Source organism: Peptoniphilus obesi ph1 (assembly GCF_000311865.1).
GTDB lineage: Bacteria > Bacillota > Clostridia > Tissierellales > Peptoniphilaceae > Peptoniphilus_E > Peptoniphilus_E obesi.
The window spans coordinates 714,848-734,486 of the sequence record NZ_HE978580.1 but is presented as its reverse complement, the minus strand read 5'-3'; the positions used below and the strand labels follow the sequence as shown (position 1 = coordinate 734,486).

The 19,639-nt window shown below is 30.1% G+C and carries 20 protein-coding genes; 16 read left to right on the top strand and 4 right to left on the bottom strand.

Features of this window, described 5'->3' with window-relative positions; translation table 11 throughout:
- The first annotated feature begins 27 nt into the window (after positions 1–27).
- The gene (locus HGPB_RS03195; RefSeq protein WP_019132248.1) at positions 28–951 is read left to right on the top strand and encodes a Ppx/GppA phosphatase family protein; all 924 of its coding nucleotides are present in this window, start codon (positions 28–30) and stop codon (positions 949–951) included.
- Positions 944–3,052, top strand: a complete 2,109-nt coding sequence (ppk1, locus tag HGPB_RS03190; protein ID WP_019132247.1) for a polyphosphate kinase 1 — start codon at positions 944–946, stop codon at positions 3,050–3,052. The genes HGPB_RS03195 and ppk1 overlap by 8 nt, the downstream gene beginning before the upstream one ends.
- A gap of 63 nt (positions 3,053–3,115) precedes the next feature.
- On the opposite strand, the gene HGPB_RS03185 is transcribed toward ppk1, so the two are convergent.
- Together HGPB_RS03185 and HGPB_RS03180 are read right to left on the bottom strand one after the other, a co-directional pair.
- Positions 3,116–3,562, bottom strand: a complete 447-nt coding sequence (locus HGPB_RS03185) for a nucleoside deaminase (RefSeq protein WP_019132246.1) — start codon at positions 3,560–3,562, stop codon at positions 3,116–3,118.
- A 673-nt stretch (positions 3,563–4,235) separates the two neighbouring features.
- Positions 4,236–5,171 (bottom strand): restriction endonuclease, encoded by a 936-nt coding sequence (locus HGPB_RS03180; RefSeq protein WP_019132245.1) that lies wholly within the window; start codon positions 5,169–5,171, stop codon positions 4,236–4,238.
- 176 nt (positions 5,172–5,347) lie between these two features.
- On the opposite strand from HGPB_RS03180, the gene HGPB_RS03175 reads away from it, so the two are divergent.
- From HGPB_RS03175 to HGPB_RS03130, 10 genes are all read left to right on the top strand, one after another.
- Positions 5,348–5,911: a glycoside hydrolase family 73 protein gene (locus HGPB_RS03175; protein ID WP_019132244.1), complete on the top strand. Its 564-nt coding sequence runs from the start codon at positions 5,348–5,350 to the stop codon at positions 5,909–5,911.
- 75 nt (positions 5,912–5,986) lie between these two features.
- Complete coding sequence (locus HGPB_RS03170) at positions 5,987–6,310, top strand: hypothetical protein (RefSeq protein WP_019132243.1); 324 nt, start codon at positions 5,987–5,989, stop codon at positions 6,308–6,310.
- Entirely contained in the window at positions 6,310–7,347 is a 1,038-nt protein-coding gene (locus tag HGPB_RS03165; RefSeq protein ID WP_019132242.1) for a V-type ATPase subunit, read from the top strand. Before HGPB_RS03170 ends, HGPB_RS03165 begins: the two co-directional genes overlap by 1 nt.
- Positions 7,344–9,290, top strand: a complete 1,947-nt coding sequence (locus HGPB_RS03160; RefSeq protein WP_019132241.1) for a V-type ATP synthase subunit I — start codon at positions 7,344–7,346, stop codon at positions 9,288–9,290. The genes HGPB_RS03165 and HGPB_RS03160 overlap by 4 nt, the downstream gene beginning before the upstream one ends.
- Before the next feature lies 1 nt (position 9,291).
- Positions 9,292–9,711: an ATP synthase subunit C gene (locus tag HGPB_RS03155; protein ID WP_019132240.1), complete on the top strand. Its 420-nt coding sequence runs from the start codon at positions 9,292–9,294 to the stop codon at positions 9,709–9,711.
- The gene (locus HGPB_RS03150) at positions 9,711–10,016 is read left to right on the top strand and encodes a V-type ATP synthase subunit F (RefSeq protein WP_019132239.1); all 306 of its coding nucleotides are present in this window, start codon (positions 9,711–9,713) and stop codon (positions 10,014–10,016) included. Before HGPB_RS03155 ends, HGPB_RS03150 begins: the two co-directional genes overlap by 1 nt.
- A gap of 4 nt (positions 10,017–10,020) precedes the next feature.
- Entirely contained in the window at positions 10,021–10,635 is a 615-nt protein-coding gene (locus tag HGPB_RS03145) for a V-type ATP synthase subunit E family protein (protein ID WP_019132238.1), read from the top strand.
- A 4-nt stretch (positions 10,636–10,639) separates the two neighbouring features.
- Positions 10,640–12,406: a V-type ATP synthase subunit A gene (locus HGPB_RS03140; protein WP_019132237.1), complete on the top strand. Its 1,767-nt coding sequence runs from the start codon at positions 10,640–10,642 to the stop codon at positions 12,404–12,406.
- 8 nt (positions 12,407–12,414) lie between these two features.
- Complete coding sequence (locus tag HGPB_RS03135) at positions 12,415–13,791, top strand: V-type ATP synthase subunit B (protein ID WP_019132236.1); 1,377 nt, start codon at positions 12,415–12,417, stop codon at positions 13,789–13,791.
- Positions 13,792–13,793: 2 nt separating this feature from the next.
- Entirely contained in the window at positions 13,794–14,411 is a 618-nt protein-coding gene (locus HGPB_RS03130) for a V-type ATP synthase subunit D (protein WP_019132235.1), read from the top strand.
- Between the two features lie 307 nt (positions 14,412–14,718).
- On the opposite strand, the gene HGPB_RS03125 is transcribed toward HGPB_RS03130, so the two are convergent.
- Positions 14,719–14,979 carry a hypothetical protein gene (locus tag HGPB_RS03125; protein WP_019132234.1) on the bottom strand — a complete coding sequence of 87 codons (261 nt, stop codon included), beginning with the start codon at positions 14,977–14,979 and terminating at the stop codon, positions 14,719–14,721.
- A gap of 82 nt (positions 14,980–15,061) precedes the next feature.
- On the opposite strand from HGPB_RS03125, the gene HGPB_RS03120 reads away from it, so the two are divergent.
- The gene (locus HGPB_RS03120; RefSeq protein ID WP_019132233.1) at positions 15,062–15,724 is read left to right on the top strand and encodes an aspartate/glutamate racemase family protein; all 663 of its coding nucleotides are present in this window, start codon (positions 15,062–15,064) and stop codon (positions 15,722–15,724) included.
- Between the two features lie 48 nt (positions 15,725–15,772).
- Positions 15,773–16,453 carry a phosphoribosylaminoimidazolesuccinocarboxamide synthase gene (locus tag HGPB_RS03115; protein ID WP_019132232.1) on the top strand — a complete coding sequence of 227 codons (681 nt, stop codon included), beginning with the start codon at positions 15,773–15,775 and terminating at the stop codon, positions 16,451–16,453.
- 51 nt (positions 16,454–16,504) lie between these two features.
- On the opposite strand, the gene HGPB_RS03110 is transcribed toward HGPB_RS03115, so the two are convergent.
- Positions 16,505–17,323 (bottom strand): polysaccharide deacetylase family protein, encoded by an 819-nt coding sequence (locus HGPB_RS03110; RefSeq protein ID WP_019132231.1) that lies wholly within the window; start codon positions 17,321–17,323, stop codon positions 16,505–16,507.
- Between the two features lie 57 nt (positions 17,324–17,380).
- On the opposite strand from HGPB_RS03110, the gene rlmD reads away from it, so the two are divergent.
- On the top strand, positions 17,381–18,706 hold the full coding sequence (gene rlmD, locus HGPB_RS03105) for a 23S rRNA (uracil(1939)-C(5))-methyltransferase RlmD (protein WP_019132230.1): 1,326 nt from the start codon (positions 17,381–17,383) through the stop codon (positions 18,704–18,706).
- A 324-nt stretch (positions 18,707–19,030) separates the two neighbouring features.
- Positions 19,031–19,618 (top strand): type IV toxin-antitoxin system AbiEi family antitoxin domain-containing protein, encoded by a 588-nt coding sequence (locus HGPB_RS03100; protein ID WP_019132229.1) that lies wholly within the window; start codon positions 19,031–19,033, stop codon positions 19,616–19,618.
- Positions 19,619–19,639: the final 21 nt, after the last annotated feature.

Here is a 19,639-nt window from a genome sequence, read left to right as displayed (position 1 = left end):
ATATAAAAGAGGAGCTGGAGGGTCTTTATGTCTATAGAAATAAGAAAATATGCAGTTATAGATATTGGATCAAATACAATAAGATTTAATATTTATAAGATGAACAAGAAAAAATATAAGACAATTTCAACAAAAAAAACTTTTGCTGGTCTTAGTTCTTACGTAGAAGACGATATAATGAGCGACTTTGGTATCAATAAGGCAATAAAAATACTTAAAAAGTACAAAAAAATCATGAATGAATTTGAAATAGAAGATTATTTTGTATTTGCAACAGCCGCAATAAGAAATGCTAAAAATTCAAAAGATATTATCAAAAGATTAGAAGATGAAACATCATTTAAACTTGACCTACTTAGTGGCAAGATGGAAGGTTTTTGCGACTACCATGGACTTTTGATGGAAAGGGATATAAAAGGAGAAGATGCCTATATTGTTGATATAGGTGGAGGTTCTACAGAAATTATTTATATAAAAGACGGTGAATATGTAGATTCTATATCGCTTCCGGAAGGATCACTTTCTATCTATAAGAAAAATGTAGCATCAATAATTCCAACCTTTGAAGAAAGTTATATTATAGAAGAACAAGTTACAAAACTTTTGAAAGAATATCCAATAAAAATAGAAAAAGTAGATAAACTTTATGGAATTGGTGGAACTATACGTGCAAGTGGAAATATTTCCCAAGAATTTTATGGAAAAGATACAAATAAGCATGTGAGTGATCAAGAACTTGAAAAGCTTATTTTAGGTTTTATAAACAATGACCCAAATCTTTTAAAGAAAACACTGCAAATAGTTCCAGAACGTATACACACCCAAGTAACGGGAATGTTAATTTTAAGAAGAGTTTTGAAACTTTTAGACATAAAGGACATAGATATATCAAAAAATGGTGTAAGAGAAGGATATTTGAATCTTAAACTAAAGGAGATAGACTATGACTGATTATAGTTACACGCAAAACCGAGAATTATCCTGGCTTAAATTTAATTTAAGAGTTATGGAAGAAGCTTTGGATGAAAGTGTTCCACTTTTTGAAAAACTAAAATTTTTGCAAATATTTTGTTCAAACTTAGATGAATTTATGATGGTAAGAGTTGGTGGACTCACTGATTTGAGCATGCTAAAAGAAGGCCAAGAAGATAATAAGAGTGGTCTTACAGCAGCAGAACAATTGCAATTAATTTTTGAATCAATTCAAAGCATGGACCTTTATGGCAAAAAAGACCAAATATTTAAAAAAGTAGAAAAACAATTTAGGGAAAATGGCTATTATAATTTAGAAATCGGAGAACTTTCCAAGGCACAAAAGAGCGCTCTTTATAAACACTTTAAAGAGTATTTGTTGCCAATATTAAACCCAATAACAATCAATAGCCATAGACCAATTCCTTTTATGGAAAATGGATCAGAATATATTTTACTAGAACTCGAAAAAGAAGATGCAATGTCTTATGGAATAGTTGCTGTTCCAAAATTCATTTCAAAAATTATAAAGCTTCCTAGTTCAACAGGTAATTATTACACTAGATCATCAAGAGTAATCCTTGAATATGTTGAAGAATGCTATCCTAAATCAAAAGTATTATCAAAAACAATAATAAGAGTAACAAGAAACACAGACCTATCAATTGATGATGAGATTTTATATGATGAAGTCGATTATAGGTCACAAATGAAAAAAATACTTAAGAAAAGAAAAAGATTACAAGCGGTTAGGGTAGAAGTCGATAAAAAAGCTAAGAAAAAATTTGAAAAACTAATTTGCCAAGAATTAAATATAGACCCAATACAAATAATAGAAAGCGAATCGCCACTAGATATGGATTATGTATCAGAACTTAAGGACTATCTAAGTGAAGACTTTATAGCGAACAATTCTTACAGCAATTACTTGCCAAAACTTGGACAAAAATTTGGATTTACAGATGATCTTATAGAAAAATTAAATAAAAGAGATTATCTACTTTCATATCCTTATGACAGCATGGATTCTTTTTTGAAATTAATAGAACAAGCATCTACAGATCCAAGAGTTGTTAGTATAAAAATTACAATATATAGACTTGCAAAAAACTCTAGATTAGTAGATTTACTTTGCAGGGCTGCAGAAAATGGCAAGGAAGTTTTAGTCCTAATGGAACTTAGGGCGAGATTTGATGAACAAAACAATCTTGATTATTCAAAAATTTTATTTGATGCAGGCTGCAACATTATATATGGCATGGCTGGTTTTAAAGTCCATTCTAAAATTTGTTTAATAACCTTAAAAGATAAAAATTCATGGAATTACATAACACAAATAGGAACAGGAAACTATAATGAACAAACAGCCAATGGATATTGTGATTTATCCCTTATGACATCAAATTATGAAATAGGAAAAGATGCAGTTGATTTTTTTAAAAACCTATCAACAGGAAATTTAAATGGAACCTATAAACACCTCCTCCAATCTCCTTCAAGCTTAAAACCAACCCTACTAAGATTGATGGATGAAGAAATTAAAAAGGGAAAAGATGGCTATATATTTTTTAAGATGAATTCTTTAACAGATAGGGATTTTATCGATAAGTTAAAAGAAGCATCAGATAAGGATCTTGAAGTAAAACTTATAATAAGGGGAATTTGTTGTATACTTCCTGGAATTGAAGGAAAAACTGAAAATATACAAGCCCATTCAATAGTTGGTAGATTTCTTGAACATGCTAGAATATATATTTTCGGCAGAGAAAATCCAAAAATATATATAGGATCTGCAGACCTTATGACAAGAAACACTGAACACAGGGTTGAAATTCTTTGTCCAATTTACCAAGAATCAATCAGAAAAAGAATTCTTGAATATATGGATATTCAGTTTAAAGATAATGTAAAGGGCAGAAAGTTTGGACCAGACGGAAATTTGTACAAAATAGAAGGCGAAGAAGAAATCAATGCTCAAGAATATTTTATGGAAGAAGAAAGAGAATTTGTAGAAGATGAAAAAGAAAAATCATCAATCTTTAAATCTGTTATTAATATAATTAAAAATCTTTTTAGATAAGCAAAAAAGAAAAGTTGATTTGATAGATCAACTTTTTTTATTTACAAAGATTTAAATATAAAATTATTTTCTAATCTCAGCAAAAAAATCAGAAATTAATTTAGAAGCCTGATCTTTTAAAAGACCAAATTCTACTTGGCAAGTGTGGTTAAAACCGTAATCAAGTAAATTTATTTTTGATCCGCAGCAGCCGAATCTTTTATTTTCTGTAGCTATATAGACTTTTTCTAATCTAAAATTAATAATTGCACCAGCGCACATGGCACAAGGTTCAAGACTTACATACATCTGACAATCTTCTAGATGATAGCTAGATAAATTTTTGCAGGCATCTTTTAGAGCAAGCATTTCTGCGTGCATGCTGGCATCATTTTTTTCTTCTTTCTGGTTATAACCCTGACCTATAATTTTTCCGTCTTTAACTATCACACATCCAACAGGAATGTCTCCATTTTTATAAGATATTTTTGCAAGATCTAGTGCCTTTTGCATAAATTTTTCTTCTTTCATCTAATCACCAAATATATATTAACATTTAATAAAAAATTTTAAAAAATATGTTTATTATTGTTTTAGCTGGGTAATATAGTAATACCAAGTAAAAATTATATAACTTGGTTGGAGCTTGACAAATTCATCCAAGTCTCGGACCGCTAACAAGGCGTTTATATAGATGTAAGATACAGGAAGATTTTTATAGTACGAAAGTTTGTAGTATTTGTAATATCATCTAGTTATTTGCATCTGCTTAAGATTTGTTTTTAATCTTACCAAAGTTTAAGAGTTGGATTTTGGAGTATGAGTTTAGAAATGATTTTTTAGGCAAAGATTTAGTTTAAAGATTAAGTTTATTGTTTAGCAAATAGTTCGGAATTTATTTGCTTATGTAAAATTAAAAGTATTTGATTTTTGTAGATTGTAAGTTTATTGAAGTTGATAAGTTTATTAAAATTAGATTGTCGAATGCTTAAGATAATTTATGTTAAAAGTTTTTTAAAATTTTAATTAAGAACAGAGGTTGATAGAGTAGTGATTGAACCAAAACATTTTCCTTGGATGGATTTGAATAGCTTATAAAAGATAGTGGATTTAGAAATATTAGTTCACTATCTTTTTTTATTGCCAATTTTCATATAAAAATATCCACAGATCTTAACAAAAATGCAAATTCTGTGGATAAGATTTAATACTTTCTGTCTCTTATTATTTCTCCTAGTATATCTCTTCCAGCTAGGAGCTTTTTTATATTTTTTGGGTCCATAATTATGACGGAGTGGTTAAGCAAATAGTCCTTGCTATCATCAGATAATAAAGAGGTGTTTATGACTAAAAGCATATTTATATTTTTAAAAATTCCCTTAAATTTATCGACAAGTTCTTCAACCTGCTTTTGAGTTATGTAGTCACCCTCAGAATAGACATCAGACTTATATTTTTTTATTTCAATTGCGAATTTATTTTCACCTTTTTCTGCAAATAAATCAAAACTGTGTTTTTTATCTTTTTTATTTTGCCAATTTTTAACAGTATAATCACAAGTTTCCAAGGCTCTTTTAACAAGAGCTTCTGAAGTTAGTTGACTGTCTAAATTTTCTAAAGCCTTTAAAAGGTTTTTTGGATCTATCTTAAATATAGCAGTGCACTCGTCATCATCTTCTCCAAAAGTATTCCTGTAATCAAAACCGACTAAAAGATCGCCAACAATTGTAAAAGATCCATGAGCTATTGCATTTCTAATATGTCTTAAAGTAGCGGATGTTTTTGTTTCCGAGCTAGACTTGGTCATAATAATTTTTTGTTTATGGGGACATATTTCATATTTATAAAAATTTTCAAGTCCTTTTGATATTTCATCTGTAAATAAAACATCTTCATCATTTAAATTCATAAATTCTGCTATATTTTCAAAAGTAAAATCATCATAAAGATAATTTGATACCATTTCATTATCTCGGGATTGGATTGAAGATATATCAGGCACATACCAAAGCAAATACTCAATAGACCTCATAAGTTCAGGACTTATTTCTAGGGGTATTTTTTTATGTATAAGACTATATTTAACCTTGTTGGAGCAACTTTCTTGTTCAAATTTATTTGTAATTTTAACTGTAGCCATAATTTCCCTCCAGCATAAAAATAAGATCTTTAATACATTATAACATTATTTTAAATAATGCTTAATATATTAAAACTAGGATAAATAAGTAATAAATTAGTTCAATTTCATACATTTTACATAATAATAAATTATATTCTCATTAAGATAAGATTTTTATAAAAAGAGGAGAAAATATGGCAAGGAGATCGAAAAATAATAATACTGTATTTTTATTTTGTATATTTTTATTTATAGTTATTATTTTTATATTCTTAACAAAAAATGATAATGTCGATAAACACCAATATGCAGATAAAAAATTAGAATACATAGAAACGACAAAACCCTTGGCAAATAAAATCGCCAAGAAATATAAACTTTTCCCATCAGTAATAATTGCCCAATCCGCCCTAGAAAGTAATTACGGAAGTTCAGAACTTAGTTCTACTTACAACAATTATTTTGGGATAAAGTCCAATTCAAATGATGGAGTTAGACTTGATACTATAGAATATGTAAATAATAAGGGAGGAGTCTACAATGAAAACTTTAGATCATATAAATCAAAAGTTGATTCATTTACAGACTATGCAAAATTAATCACAAAGGCAAAAAGATATGAAAAAGTAAGACAGGCAAACGACTATAAAGAAGCTTGCAAAAGTCTTCAAGAATGCGGATATGCAACCGACCCAAACTATGCAGATAAAATTATTTCAATAATTGAAAAATACGAATTATATGAGCTTGATTTTTAGAAAAAATAATTAAAAAAAGACTAGTATTTTTTAAAAAAAGTGTTATATTTTATTTAATCAGATGGGGGGTTAAATATGAAGGAACTCATTGATCAAATTATAGAAATCGATAACAAGACCAAGACCCTAGTTTCAAACACAGAAGAAGAAATTGCTAGACAAAGAGAAGTGCTAAGGGACAATATTGCAAAGCTAGAAAAAGAATCAAGCGAAAGAGCAAAAAAAGAAGCTCAGCAAGAGTTTGATAAAATTATAGCTGATGCAGAGTCTATTATCGAAGATAGAAAAGCCTCTAATTTAAAAGAATTAGAGAGAATAGAAAAAAACTATCTGGATAAAAAAGATAAATTAATAGAAGATGTTTTTAAAGACATTATATTAGATGTGGATGATGACTGATGATTTTAGGAAAAGATTTTTCAGCAATTAATGCAAAAATTCAAGCCATGTCCGCAAAGTTAGCAAGTGATAAAGATTTTATAAACATGGCTCACAAGGATAGCCTAGAAGAAATAATAGATTATTTAAAAAATAATTTAGAGGTTGGAGAATATTTTACTGGATATGAAAATATCTATGAAGTATCATCTCTTTTAGAAAAATACAGGGAGAACAAACTAAAAAAACTCAGCCATTATCTCGACTCTTCTTATAAGGAATTTGCAAAATTTATTCTTGAAGAATATGAAAATACCAATATAAAAAGAGTTTTAAGATCACTACAAAGATCAGAAGATAATGTAATTAGTAAATTTAATAGGGAATTAGGCATAGGAGATAAGACCTACAATATAGATTTGGATTATTCCATCCCCGCCTTTATCGAAAAAATAAAGGATACAAAGTATTACCACGTTTTGAAACCGTACGAGGATAGATCAAGCGATGTAATACTTTTTTATATGGAAATGAATCTTGACAGGCTCTACTATACAGACCTTATGGAAACTTCTAAAAATTTTAGCAAGCACAATAAAAAGATATTAAAAGAAATATTAGGAAGAAAAATCGACCTATTAAACATAATATGGCTTTATAGGTCCTATAAATTTTATAAATTATTACCAGAAGAGAGAATAAACTTTTGTGTATTTGCAGGATATGAATTTTCCTACGAAGATTTAAGAGATCTTTGCTACACAGAAGAAATGGATAAATTTATAGAAAAAATTAAAAAGAGCTCCTATGGATTTTTATTTGAAGGAGAAAACACAGACCTATTTTTAAATAGGAGGGCTGATAGATACCTATATTACCTAGCAAAAAAATACATGCACAAAAATAACAACGATATAGGCAAGTATCTAAGCTTTGTTTTACTACTTAATTTTCAAATAAAAGACATAAGTGCTTTGATGGAATCAATTCGCTATAATTTGACTTTTGATCAAACTATAAAATATATGATTAGAAAAATTGAGGAAGTGAGAATTTGATAGAAAAAATAAAATTGATGAATGTGGTTGGAAATCTAAACTACATCAACAATGCAATACTTGATATTTTAAAATCAAAATCTGTCAATCTTATAAATGCTAAAACCGATCTTGAAATCGATGCTTTTAGTGTAGATTTAAATAATGATGAAAATTTACAAAGAAATATTGAACTTAACTATATTTCTTCATTTGATAAGGACAAGGAAAAATATGAAGATGTAGAACATGCAAAAGAGCTTCTTAAATTTTTTGATATAGAAAAACTCGACGATAAATATTTTGAAGAAGTCGATTTAGACTTAAATTTTGACAAATTCTATCAAGATTTAAAAGAAAAAATTAATAAGCTAAAAGAAGTTAACGAAAAACTAAGTAAATTAGAAAATATAGAAAAAAATTATGAACTATTTTCTAATATAAATGTTGATTTAACGGAACTTTCAAGACTTGAATACTTTGATGTAAAATTCGGAATCTTGGATAAGGCTGGTAGATACAGGATAAAGAAAAATTACAGCAACCTTTTATCTGTAATCTTCCATGTAAGCAGCTCTGGAGATGACGAAATTTACATGGCAATCTATCCAAAAGATGCAGCTAATAGTATGGAGACTATCTTGAAATCCGTAAACTTTAGGGAAGTTGACATTTTAAAGGGTGGAAGCGGAACCCTAAAAGAAACAATAGAAAATTTTGAAAAAGAAAAGAAATTCTTACAAGATAAAAAAGCTAATATTCTAGAATATAGAGATAATTTAATAAAAAATGACAGCGAGATTATAAAGAAAATACTAGCTAGAACCCTAGTAGAAGAAAATATAGAAAATGTTAAAAAATATATGCTAAGATCTAAAAATTACTTTTATCTATCAGCCTATATAGGAGTAAGCGATATAGATGATATGAAGGAAAGACTTAGCAAGTATAAAGGCTTAAAAGTAGAATTCTTAGACCCTAAAGACCTAAACTTAAAACCACCAACAAAATTAAAAAATAACTTTTTTTTTAGGCCTTTCGAGCAACTAGTTCAAATGTATGGGATACCCAGTTATGACGAAGTAGATCCTACAGTCTTTTTTGGCATATCCTATATGTTACTTTTTGGATCAATGTTTGGAGATTTAGGACAAGGTCTGGTATTTATCTTGCTTGGTTTTTACCTTGCGAAAAATAAAAATAAAGACTTTGGAGAACTCTTAAAGAGAATGGGTCTTGCATCATCCTTTTTTGGACTAATGTATGGATCAGTTTTTGGAAACGAAAAACTCTTACCAGCCATCTGGATCAGACCCTTTGAAACTATAGATCAAACCCTTGTATATGCAATAGGATTTGGTCTAGTGCTTTTAGTATTCTCTTATATTATCGGATTTATAAATAAGATAAGAATAAAGGAATACGAAGAAGCCCTATTTTCAAAAGAAGGTCTAGCAGGATTTGTTGTTTTTATTTCTATGCTAGACCTAGGTTTAAATTTTATGGGTGGAAATGGATTTTTACCAAATAAAATTGCAACAATAGCGATGCTTATGGCTTTACTTTTAATGATATTTAAAAGACCAATCTATCAACTACTTAGTGGACAAAAAGTAGCCTATGAAGACTCAGATGCCACAGGTTACTATATACAAGGAGCCTTCTCTTTGCTAGAAGCCTTACTTACAATCCTAAGTAACATAATATCTTTTATCAGGGTAGGAGCCTTTGCAATAAACCACGTTGGTTTGTTTTTAGCCTTTAAAACGGTCGGTCAAATGACTGGATCAGGCTTTTGGAATATAGTCGCATTAATTATTGGAAATATTGTAATCATATCCCTAGAAGGTCTAATAGTATTTATTCAAAGTTTAAGACTTGAATATTATGAAATGTTTAGTAAATACTTTTTAGGCGAAGGTTACGAATTTAAAACAGAAAAAATTGTTTTGGAGGAAAATTAAAATGAAAATTGTTTTAACATTATCAATCATAGAAGTATTATCACTTATATTTGCAGGCGTTTATTGTATCTACAAAGATACACCAGCAAGCAGAAAAAAATTAAAAGCAGTACTTAGACTCAACCTTTTATTCTTTATTCCTATCATCTCACTAATAGCAGTAACAATAGTTCCAGAATTTGTACACGCACAAGCAGCAGGAGATAGTTCTTCAGGACTTGGATTTATTGCAGCAGGACTTTCAACAGGACTTGCAGCACTTGGAGCAGGCGTTGCAGTTTCTAGTGTAGGATCTTCTGCAATCGGAGCAGTATCAGAAGATCCAAAAATACTTGGTAAATCAATGATTTTCCTTGGACTAGCAGAAGGTATTGCAATTTATGGACTTATTATTTCAATTATGATCCTAGGTAGATTATAATGAGATCTTTTTTGATAACAAGAAGCATGGACACTCTTACCGGCTTAAGACTTGCAGGTATTGAGGGAGAGATTGTAGATGATAAAAGTCTTTTATCTACATTTAGAGAAAAAGCAAAAGACAAGGATATTGGAATAATAATTCTTAATGAAGAAGATTTTGAAAAAATAGAAGAAGAGGTTACTTATTTAAAACTAAATGCAGTAAGGCCTCTTGTAGTTACAATACCTGGAAAAGATGGCTTAAAAGATAAGGACTTCTTATTGAGATATGTTAAAGAAGCACTAGGAGTAAAAATAGGGTGAGCAAATGATATTACTAGAAAATAAAATCGATATATTCAATAGGATTGTTTACCAAGATAAACAAAAAGAATGTGCAAAAAGATTAAAGAAAAACAAAATAGAATGCCAGGAAATTCTTAAGGAAAAATCAGAAGAAATAGAAAGAAAAAGCCAAGAAATTATAGACAGAAGAGTTAAATTAGCTAAGCAAAAATCATATGAAATGCTAAGCAATGAAACTGAAGAAAGAAGAATTAGAGAACTTCAAAAAAACGAATCTGTCTTGCTTGGATTTTTAAATGATTTATATAAAAAGCTTGAAGAATTTTCTGAAACAGAAGAATATATCGACTTTGAATTAAAAAGATTCGCAAGAGTTATTGCGGATATGGATGAGGGCGAATATATTGTCTATGTTTTAAATAGGGATGTTAAATTAAAAAGTGGCTTCAGAGAAATCGCAGAAAGAAAAGACATCCACCTTCAATTTAAAAGCCTAGACGAATTTTACCTAGGGGGATTTATAATTTCTGATATTGCTAGATCTTACAACCTAAACTGCTCATTAAGAGCAAGAGTTGAAGATAAAAAATATGAGATAGGTAAAATGCTTAGATTTGCCCTAAAGGAAAGAGTGTGAGCAGATGGAAAAAGGAAAAATTTTATCCATAAACGGACCAGTTGTCATCGGTAAAAACATGGCAAAGTTCAAACTAAGAGAAATGGTTTTAGTTGGTGAAAAAAAACTAATCGGTGAAGTAGTAAAAATTGAAAATGATCTTGCTACAATACAAATATACGAAGAAACAACTGGACTAAAAAGAGATGAAGAAATAATTTCAACAGGATCTGCCCTATCTGTAAAACTTGGTCCTGGCATAATATCAAATATATTTGATGGGATCCAAAGACCACTAGAAAAAATAAAAGATAAATATGGAAACTTTATTCCAGAAGGAATAGGATTAATTTCTTTGGATGAAGAAAAACTTTGGCAAACAAAATTTCTTATAAAAAAAGGCGATCATGTAGAAGAAGGACAAATCATAGCAAGAGTTCAAGAAACAGAAATCATTGAACATAAAATCCTTGTACCAATTGGAGTAGAAGGAGAAGTTGTAGAAGTTCTTGAAGATGGTTCCTACAATATAGAAACAGTAATTGCAAAAGTAAAGACAAATAAGGGAGAAATAAAAGAATTAAAAATGTATCAAAATTGGCCAGTTAGAATTCCTAGACCAATAAAGGAAAGAAAGCCAATAAGAAACTTACTTGTAACAGGACAAAGAATATTTGATGTGTTTTTCCCAATAGCAAGAGGAGGAACAACAGCAATACCAGGTGGATTTGGTACAGGAAAAACAATGACCCAACACCAAATTGCTAAATATTGTGACGCAGACATAATAGTATATATAGGTTGTGGGGAACGTGGAAATGAAATGACAGAAGTATTGGAAGACTTTCCAAAACTAATAGACCCAAACACCAACAAACCTTTGATGCAAAGAACAATCCTAATAGCTAATACATCTAACATGCCAGTAGCAGCTCGTGAAGCCAGCATCTATACTGGAGTAACAATTGCAGAATATTTTAGAGACCAAGGTTACCACGTAGCCTTGATGGCAGACTCAACATCACGTTGGGCAGAAGCACTAAGAGAAATCTCAGGAAGACTTGAAGAAATGCCAGCAGAAGAAGGATATCCAGCCTATCTTCCATCAAGAATTGCAGAATTTTATGAAAGAGCAGGCTATGTAGAATCTCTATCTGGCAAAGAAGGATCAGTAACTTTAATCGGAGCAGTTTCTCCAGTAGGTGGGGACTTTTCAGAACCAGTTACAGAAAATACAAAAAGATTTGTAAATGTATTTATAGCCCTAGATAAAGAACTTGCCTATGCAAGACATTATCCAGCAATAAACTGGAACAACTCTTATTCAGGCTATACAAAAATGCTAAAAGACTATTATGATTATAGACTTGATGGAGACATAATCTATCTTAGAAATAAATATCTAGACCTACTTCATCAAGAAGCAAAATTAAACGAAATTGTAATGCTAGTAGGAGAAGATGTACTACCAGATGACCAAAGATTGATACTTGAAATATGTAAAATAGTCAAGGTAGCCTACCTACAACAAAATGCCTTTAATGAAATAGATAGCTTTGTTCCATTAGAAAAACAATTCGAAATGCTAAAAATTATAGACTTACTATATGAAGAATCTAAAGAAGCCGTAAAAAATCACATACCAATTTCAAAAGTTAAAAACGAAGAAATATTTACAAAAGTTATAAACATGAAATACGAAATTGAAAACGACAACTTAGATGCTTTTCCTAAGCTAGCTACAGAAATTAAAGATTTTTATGCAAACTTAGATGAAACTTATGTAAGGTAGGTGGAATTTTGAAAAAAGAATATTTACTACTCGATAAGGTTGAAGGATCCTTAATAGAACTTTCAAACTTACACAGAGTATCAAATGAAGAAATAGTAAAAATTACATCTCTAGAAGATGAAAAAACAAGACTAGGTCAAGTTGTAAAAATAAATGGAGATAAGGCAACAGTTCAAGTTTTTGGAGACAACCTTGGCGTATCAACAAGAAACTTAAAACTAAGTTTTGAAGCAAGACCATTTGAAATTCCCTTATCAGAAGAAATACTAGGAAGAGTTTTTAATGGACTTGCAGAACCAATAGACAAGGGACCACTTATCTATGCAGATAAATTTTACAACATCAACGGCAGACCAATAAACCCAGCCAGCAGAAAATATCCAAGAAACTTTATACAAACTGGAATCTCATCAATAGATGTATTGACAACTTTGATAAGGGGACAAAAACTACCAATCTTTTCAGGATCAGGACTTCCTCACAACGAACTAGCTGCACAGATAGCAAAACAAGCAAAAATAAAAGATGACCAAGGTTCAGACTTTGTAATCGTATTTGCGGCAATAGGTGCAAAACATGATGAAGTAGATTACTTTAGACAAACATTTAAAAATGCAGGCGTTCTAGAAAAACTAGTAATGTATATAAACTATGCAGACGACCCAATAATGGAAAGATTGATATCTCCAAAATGTGCCTTAACGGCAGCAGAATATCTAGCATTTGAAAAAAATAAACAAGTTTTGGTAATAATGACAGACATAACATCCTACGGAGAAGCACTAAGAGAAGTATCATCATCAAGAGAAGAAGTTCCATCAAGAAAAGGCTACCCAGGTCACTTATATTCAGACCTTGCCATGCTTTATGAAAGAGCAGGAATGATAAGAGGAATTGATGGATCAATAACTTTGATTCCAATATTAACCATGCCAAATGATGATATAACACACCCAATAGCCGACCTAACAGGATTTATAACAGAAGGACAAATTGTACTAGGAAGAGATTTAAACCAAGAAGCAATTTATCCACCAGTTGATATCCTTCCATCACTTTCAAGACTTATGAAAGACGGCATAGGAGAAGACTACACAAGAGATGACCATGCAGATGTATCATCACAACTTTTTGCAGCCTACTCCAGAGTACAAGAAGTAAGAGCCCTAGCACAAATCGTTGGAGAAGAAGACCTAAGCGATAAAGATAAGATGTTTTTAAAATTTGGAAAAGAATTTGAAAAAAGATTTTTATCACAAAACTTTGACGAAAATAGGGACATAGAAGAAAGTTTAGACCTTAGCTGGGAACTTTTAAAAATCTTACCAAAAGATTCGCTAGATAGAATCAGTCCAAAATTAAAGAAAAAGTATTTGGGTGAATAAATATGACAAAAAAAATAGCAGCTACCAAGGCAAATCTCTTGGCCTTAAAAGATGCCTATAATTTTGCAGAAAAGGGCTATGAACTACTAGACAAAAAAAGAACAGTCTTAATAAAAGAAATAATGGACCGAAACAAAGAAGCAGCAGACCTGCAAGAAAAAATCGAAGAATCATTTAAAAAATCTTACGAGTCCCTGCTAGAAGCTTCAATAACAATGGGTTCCGGACCAGTCTATGAAATGAGCCATTCTATAGCAAAGGAAAAAGAATATGAAATAGTATCAAAATCTGTAATGGGAGTAGAAATACCTAAGGTAAAATACGAAAGCGAAGAATTAAAGACAGAATATTCACTTCATAACACAACAGTAGCTTTCGATATAGCATCCCTAGACATGCACAATATAAAATATCTAATCTACCAACTAGCAGAAATTGAAACAAGCATCTTTAGACTGGCTCAAGAAATAAAAAAGACTGGTAAAAAAGCCAATGCCCTTGAAAAAGTACAAATACCAAAATATAAAAAAATGATAAATGATATAGAAAACGAACTCGAAGAAAAAGAAAGAGATGACTTCTTCAGACTTAAAAAAGTTAAGGATAAGAAAAAATCATAAGACAAAGCTGTGTTTACTTATAAGCACAGCTTTTTTATTTATGATAAAATCAAAACAGAAGATTAAAATACATAAGTAGGAAAAATGAAAAATTATTTAGGAGCATCACTAGGATATATTTTAGTGCAGATTTATTTTTATTTTATAAGTTCAAACTATACGAATTTATCAAACTCTGAAAAACTAGGATCAATATTTTTAAGTTTTATCCTTTTTTCCATATTTTATTTTATATTTAGCTTTCTTATAAATAAGTTCACAAAAAAATAAGGCCCATAATGAGCCTAAAATTTAAAAATATTAGATTTTAATCATTTCTCCAATGCATAAGTCTTTCTAAATAATCTTCTCCAAGCATATCAGTAAAAGATTTTTCATCAAGGCTATCTATATAGTCTTGACCATATTGGTCGTGCAATTTATCTTCTACTTCTTGAGCTTCATCCACATCTTGACTATCTTCTGAAAGCCTTTCAACAAGGGCATAAACCATGTCATAATCAAATTCAGATAAATTTACTAGCATTTGATTTAACTTATAGTGTCTTTCTTCATCAATATTATTCAAATAATCACCCCTAATATACTAAATAATTAATACCCAAATATTATTTTTTAAATATGATAAAATAAAAAGAAGAGGTGGTAGATTGAAAATAGCAGTATTTGCAGGAACTCCAAGAGACACTCAGATGGGTATAGATGTATTAAAAGAAAGTGGATTTGAAAGTCTAGCCTATCCTTTTTCAAAAAATCCAGAAGAACAAACAAAGCTTCAATATTATTCTAAAGAAGAATTAGAATCTATTTTTACTGAGAAAATAAAAGATGCGAAAAACAAGTCCGCTGAAAAAATATTTGTATATTGCAACTCTTTGAGCTCTGCAGTTGATTATAAAAAAATTTCAGCAAAAGAAAACATAGAAATAATCACGCCTTTAGAAGCCTATAAGGATGTAAAAGATAAAAAAATTTGCATATTAGCAGCAAATGCTCTTTCTGCTTATAAGATAGATAAGATAATAAAAGATGCAAATAAAGATGCAGATACTCTATCTATCGGCATGCTTAGGCTTGTTAATTTGATAGAAGAAAAAAGAGATAGACAAGAAATTATAGAAATACTGGACATGAAAAACTTTTTGAAATTTTTAGAAAATATTGGTACAGAAAGTTTGGTCCTAGCCTGTACCCACTTTCCCTACATAAAAGAAGAATTAGAAAGCTTAACATCAATTAAGATTATAGATCCAAAAGACTATATGATCAAAGAAATTTATAAAAAAAAGATAGTAAAAAATATTTTCATTTAAGAAAATAGTAGTATAATACTTAATGTATTTAAAAATTAGGGGGTTAATATGGAACTAATAAACAAAGGAAAGACAAAAGATTTATTCAAACTTGAAAATGGAAATTACCTATTAAAATTTAAGGACGATGTAACTGGAAAAGATGGCGTCTTTGATCCAGGCGAAAATCAAGTAGGTCTTACTATGGAAGGTTCTGGCCATGCGGCACTAGCATTAACAAAATTCTTTTTTGAAAAATTCAAAGAAAAGAACATTCCTACACACTATGTGGATTCTGATCTTGAAGAAAAGACAATGGAAGTGCTTCCTGCAAAAACATTTGGTAAAGGACTAGAATTTATCTGCAGATACAAAGCAGTTGGAAGTTTTTACAGAAGATACCATATGTATGCAGAAGAAGGACAAGATCTTGACGGATTTTGTGAAGTAACTCTAAAAGATGACGATGCTGGCGACCCACCTATTACAAAAGATGGTCTTGTAGCTTTAGGACTTCTAACAGCAGAAGAATATGAAACATTAATTAAGCTTACAAGAGAAATTTCAGACCTTATAAGAGATATCCTAGCTGAAAATGGATTAACATTATATGACCTAAAACTTGAATTTGGTAGAGATAATGAAGGAAATATAATGCTAATTGATGAAGTTTCAGGCGGAAACATGAGAATTTATAAGGGCGATGAATATATCGAACCATTAAAATTACCTGAACTACTTTTAAAATAAGATAAAAAACAAAGACCTTAGATTTTAATTAGTCTAAGGTCTTTTTTATACTCAATTAGATAAAAATCTAACCATTCTTTTTATATTAGTTGATTGTCTTATATTGAATCTTTTTATTTCATAAGGATCAAGATCAGCTATCTTAGAAGCAGTCTTATTCGCTCCAACAAAACCAATCTTTAAACCAGCTTCCTTGCTAGCCTTGATAATAATATCATTAACCATAGCACCAGGATAGGCAATAGCAGTAGGAAAAACTGAAGATCTTTCATAAATAAAATTGTTATTCCAAATCAAATCATCTTTTATCTTATTAAAATAATGCTCATCACTTTCACCCTCAAGCTTTGCAGACAACCAAGTCTTGCCTTTGTTAGGTCCATCTTCGAAAAGATCGTGCAAATTATAAGAATGAGAACCAAAATCTATAAAACCAGACTCAGCCATTTCTATAACATCAGAAGAAGATAAAAACCCCTCACTATCAAGCTTAGATCCAATCAAAAATATAGAAGCGTGGGCATCATACTTTTTAATAATAGGATAAACATCAGTATAATTATCTTTATAGCCATCATCTAAAGTAATCAAAACAGACTTTTCTGGAAGTTCTTTCCCATTATAGACAATATCTTCAACATCACTCAAAGATAAAAAAGTAAAATTATTTTCTTTTAGACCCTTTACCATTTCCTCAAAACTTTCAGTTTTTATAATATATTCATTTCCATCTTCATTACTATCTTGTATACTGTGATAGGTAATAACTGGAATAGTATTTTTACCAACAGTCCTAAAAAAATAAAAATAGACAACAAATAGTATAATTAATATTAGGGGAATGAAAGCAAACTTAAAAAATTTTTTCATAAATTACCTCTTTTATATAATATTATTATAAATATATTACAAATACGGAGATATGTCATGCGAAAAAATAAAACAATTATAGGAAAAATAGAAAAAGTAGAATTTCCAAACAAATCAACCATAAGTTCAAACGATAGAGAATTAAAAACAAAAGGCGGCATACTTGGGCAAGTTGTCGAAGCAAAAATATCAAGAAGAAGCAAGGGAAAAATCACAAAAGTTTTAGAAAGATCAGACCTAGAAGGAAAATCAAACTGCATCCACTTTGATGAATGTGGGGGATGCACTTACCAAACCATGTCCTATGACGATGAAATAAACTATAAAAAGACCCTTCTAAAAGAACTCTACAAAGAAATAGGAATAGAAGACTTTGAAATAATAAAATCGCCAAGCTACAAAGAATATAGAAATAAAATGGAATACACATTTTCCGATGAATATATAGATGGGCCGTTGACTTTGGGCCTACACAAAAAAGCAAAATTTTACGAAACAGTAAACACAGAAGAATGCAACATAGTAGACCAAGATTTTAACACAATCCATACATTTACGAGAAAATACTTTGATGGAAAAATCAAACCCTACCACAGAACAAAACACCAAGGAAAACTAAGACACCTTTTACTTAGAAGAAATCAAAAAGGACAGATGCTAGTAAACCTTGTAACAAGCTCAGAAGAATATGACTACACAGACTACTTTGAAGAAGTAAAAAAACTAGAAATAAAAGGTGAAATAGTAGGGATAATTCACACAATAAACGATTCACTATCAGATGCTGTAATTCCAGAAAAAGTTTCAGTCTACTACGGGCAAGACTACTTAATAGAAGAAATACTAGGATTAAAATTTAAAATAAGCCTATATTCCTTCTTCCAAACCAACACCCAGTCAGCAAAAGTCCTCTACCAAGAAGCAATCAATATGCTAGAAGAAACAGAAGGCTTACAAATCCTTGACCTATATTCAGGAACAGGCACAATAACACAAATCTTAGGACAATCTGCAAAAAAAGCAATCGGTATAGAAATAGTAGAAGAAGCAGTCCAAGCAGCAAGAGAAAACGCCAAAGAAAATAAATTAGAGAATGTAGAATTTATCTGCGGAGACGTATTTAAAGAAGTAAAAAACCTAGACTTTAAACCAGATTTAATAGTCCTTGACCCACCAAGAGAAGGAATAAACCCAAAAGCCATAGGGGACATAATAAACTTTGATGCAAAAAAGTACCTATATATATCCTGTAACCCAGTAACCCAAGTAAGAGACTTAAAAGAATTTATAGAAAGAGGATATAAAATAGAAAAATTTGAAATAGTAGACCAATTTCCAAGAACATATCATGTGGAAGCTATAGCGTTGATACAAAAGATGTAAATATAGAAATCCTGCATTTTAAGCAGTTTTACAAGCATTTTGTCTTTGATAAAGATGAAGAAGGATACGTCAAAAAGACTCAAAAAAACTACATGGACGTAAGAGTAGTTTTGCAACTGGTATGAGGAGACACAAAGAAAAATTTAATAAGAAAAAACCCATTTTATACTTTCTACAAGAGTAGCTTAAATAAGGCTGCTCTTTTTTTATTAAAGGAAGTAAGGATTCGTTACATCCTTTTCAAAATATTAAAAATTCACAAGCCAACTTTACATAATCGCTTTTATAACATATAATAAAAGCGTAAATGAGAGGAGGCGGACTATGGATACACTTAAAGATTATATACAAGAAAATTTAATAATAACTAATAAAGAAGCAGAAGAACTTGGATATACTAGACATAATTTATCAGAATTAACAAAGAGCGGACAATTAGAAAGATTAAGACCGGGACTATATCAATTAAAAGGAAAAGTAATAGACGATTTTGTTTTAATATCATCAAATAGAAATCGAATTATATTTTCCCATCAAACAGCCCTCTATCTCCACGACCTGTCTGACAGAACTCCAAATGTATTTCATATATCTGTACCCCAAGGCTACAATGCAAGCCATATCAAAAAGAGGTACGAAGATCTGCAAGTTCACTATGTAAAAAAAGACTTATACGAGATTGGCAAGGAAGAAATAAAGTCACCACAAGGCAATCTCATACCAGTTTATGATATTGATCGAACAATTTGCGATATCGTAATCGATAGAGAAAAAATAGATAAGCAGATTTTTACAGAAGCCATAAAAAGATACTTTAAATCAGCAAATAAAAATCTAAGACGACTCATAAAATACAGTAGACTATTTAAAATAGAAGATGAAATTAGAAAATATATGGAGGTATTATTGTGATTAATATCGGGAACATAAAGA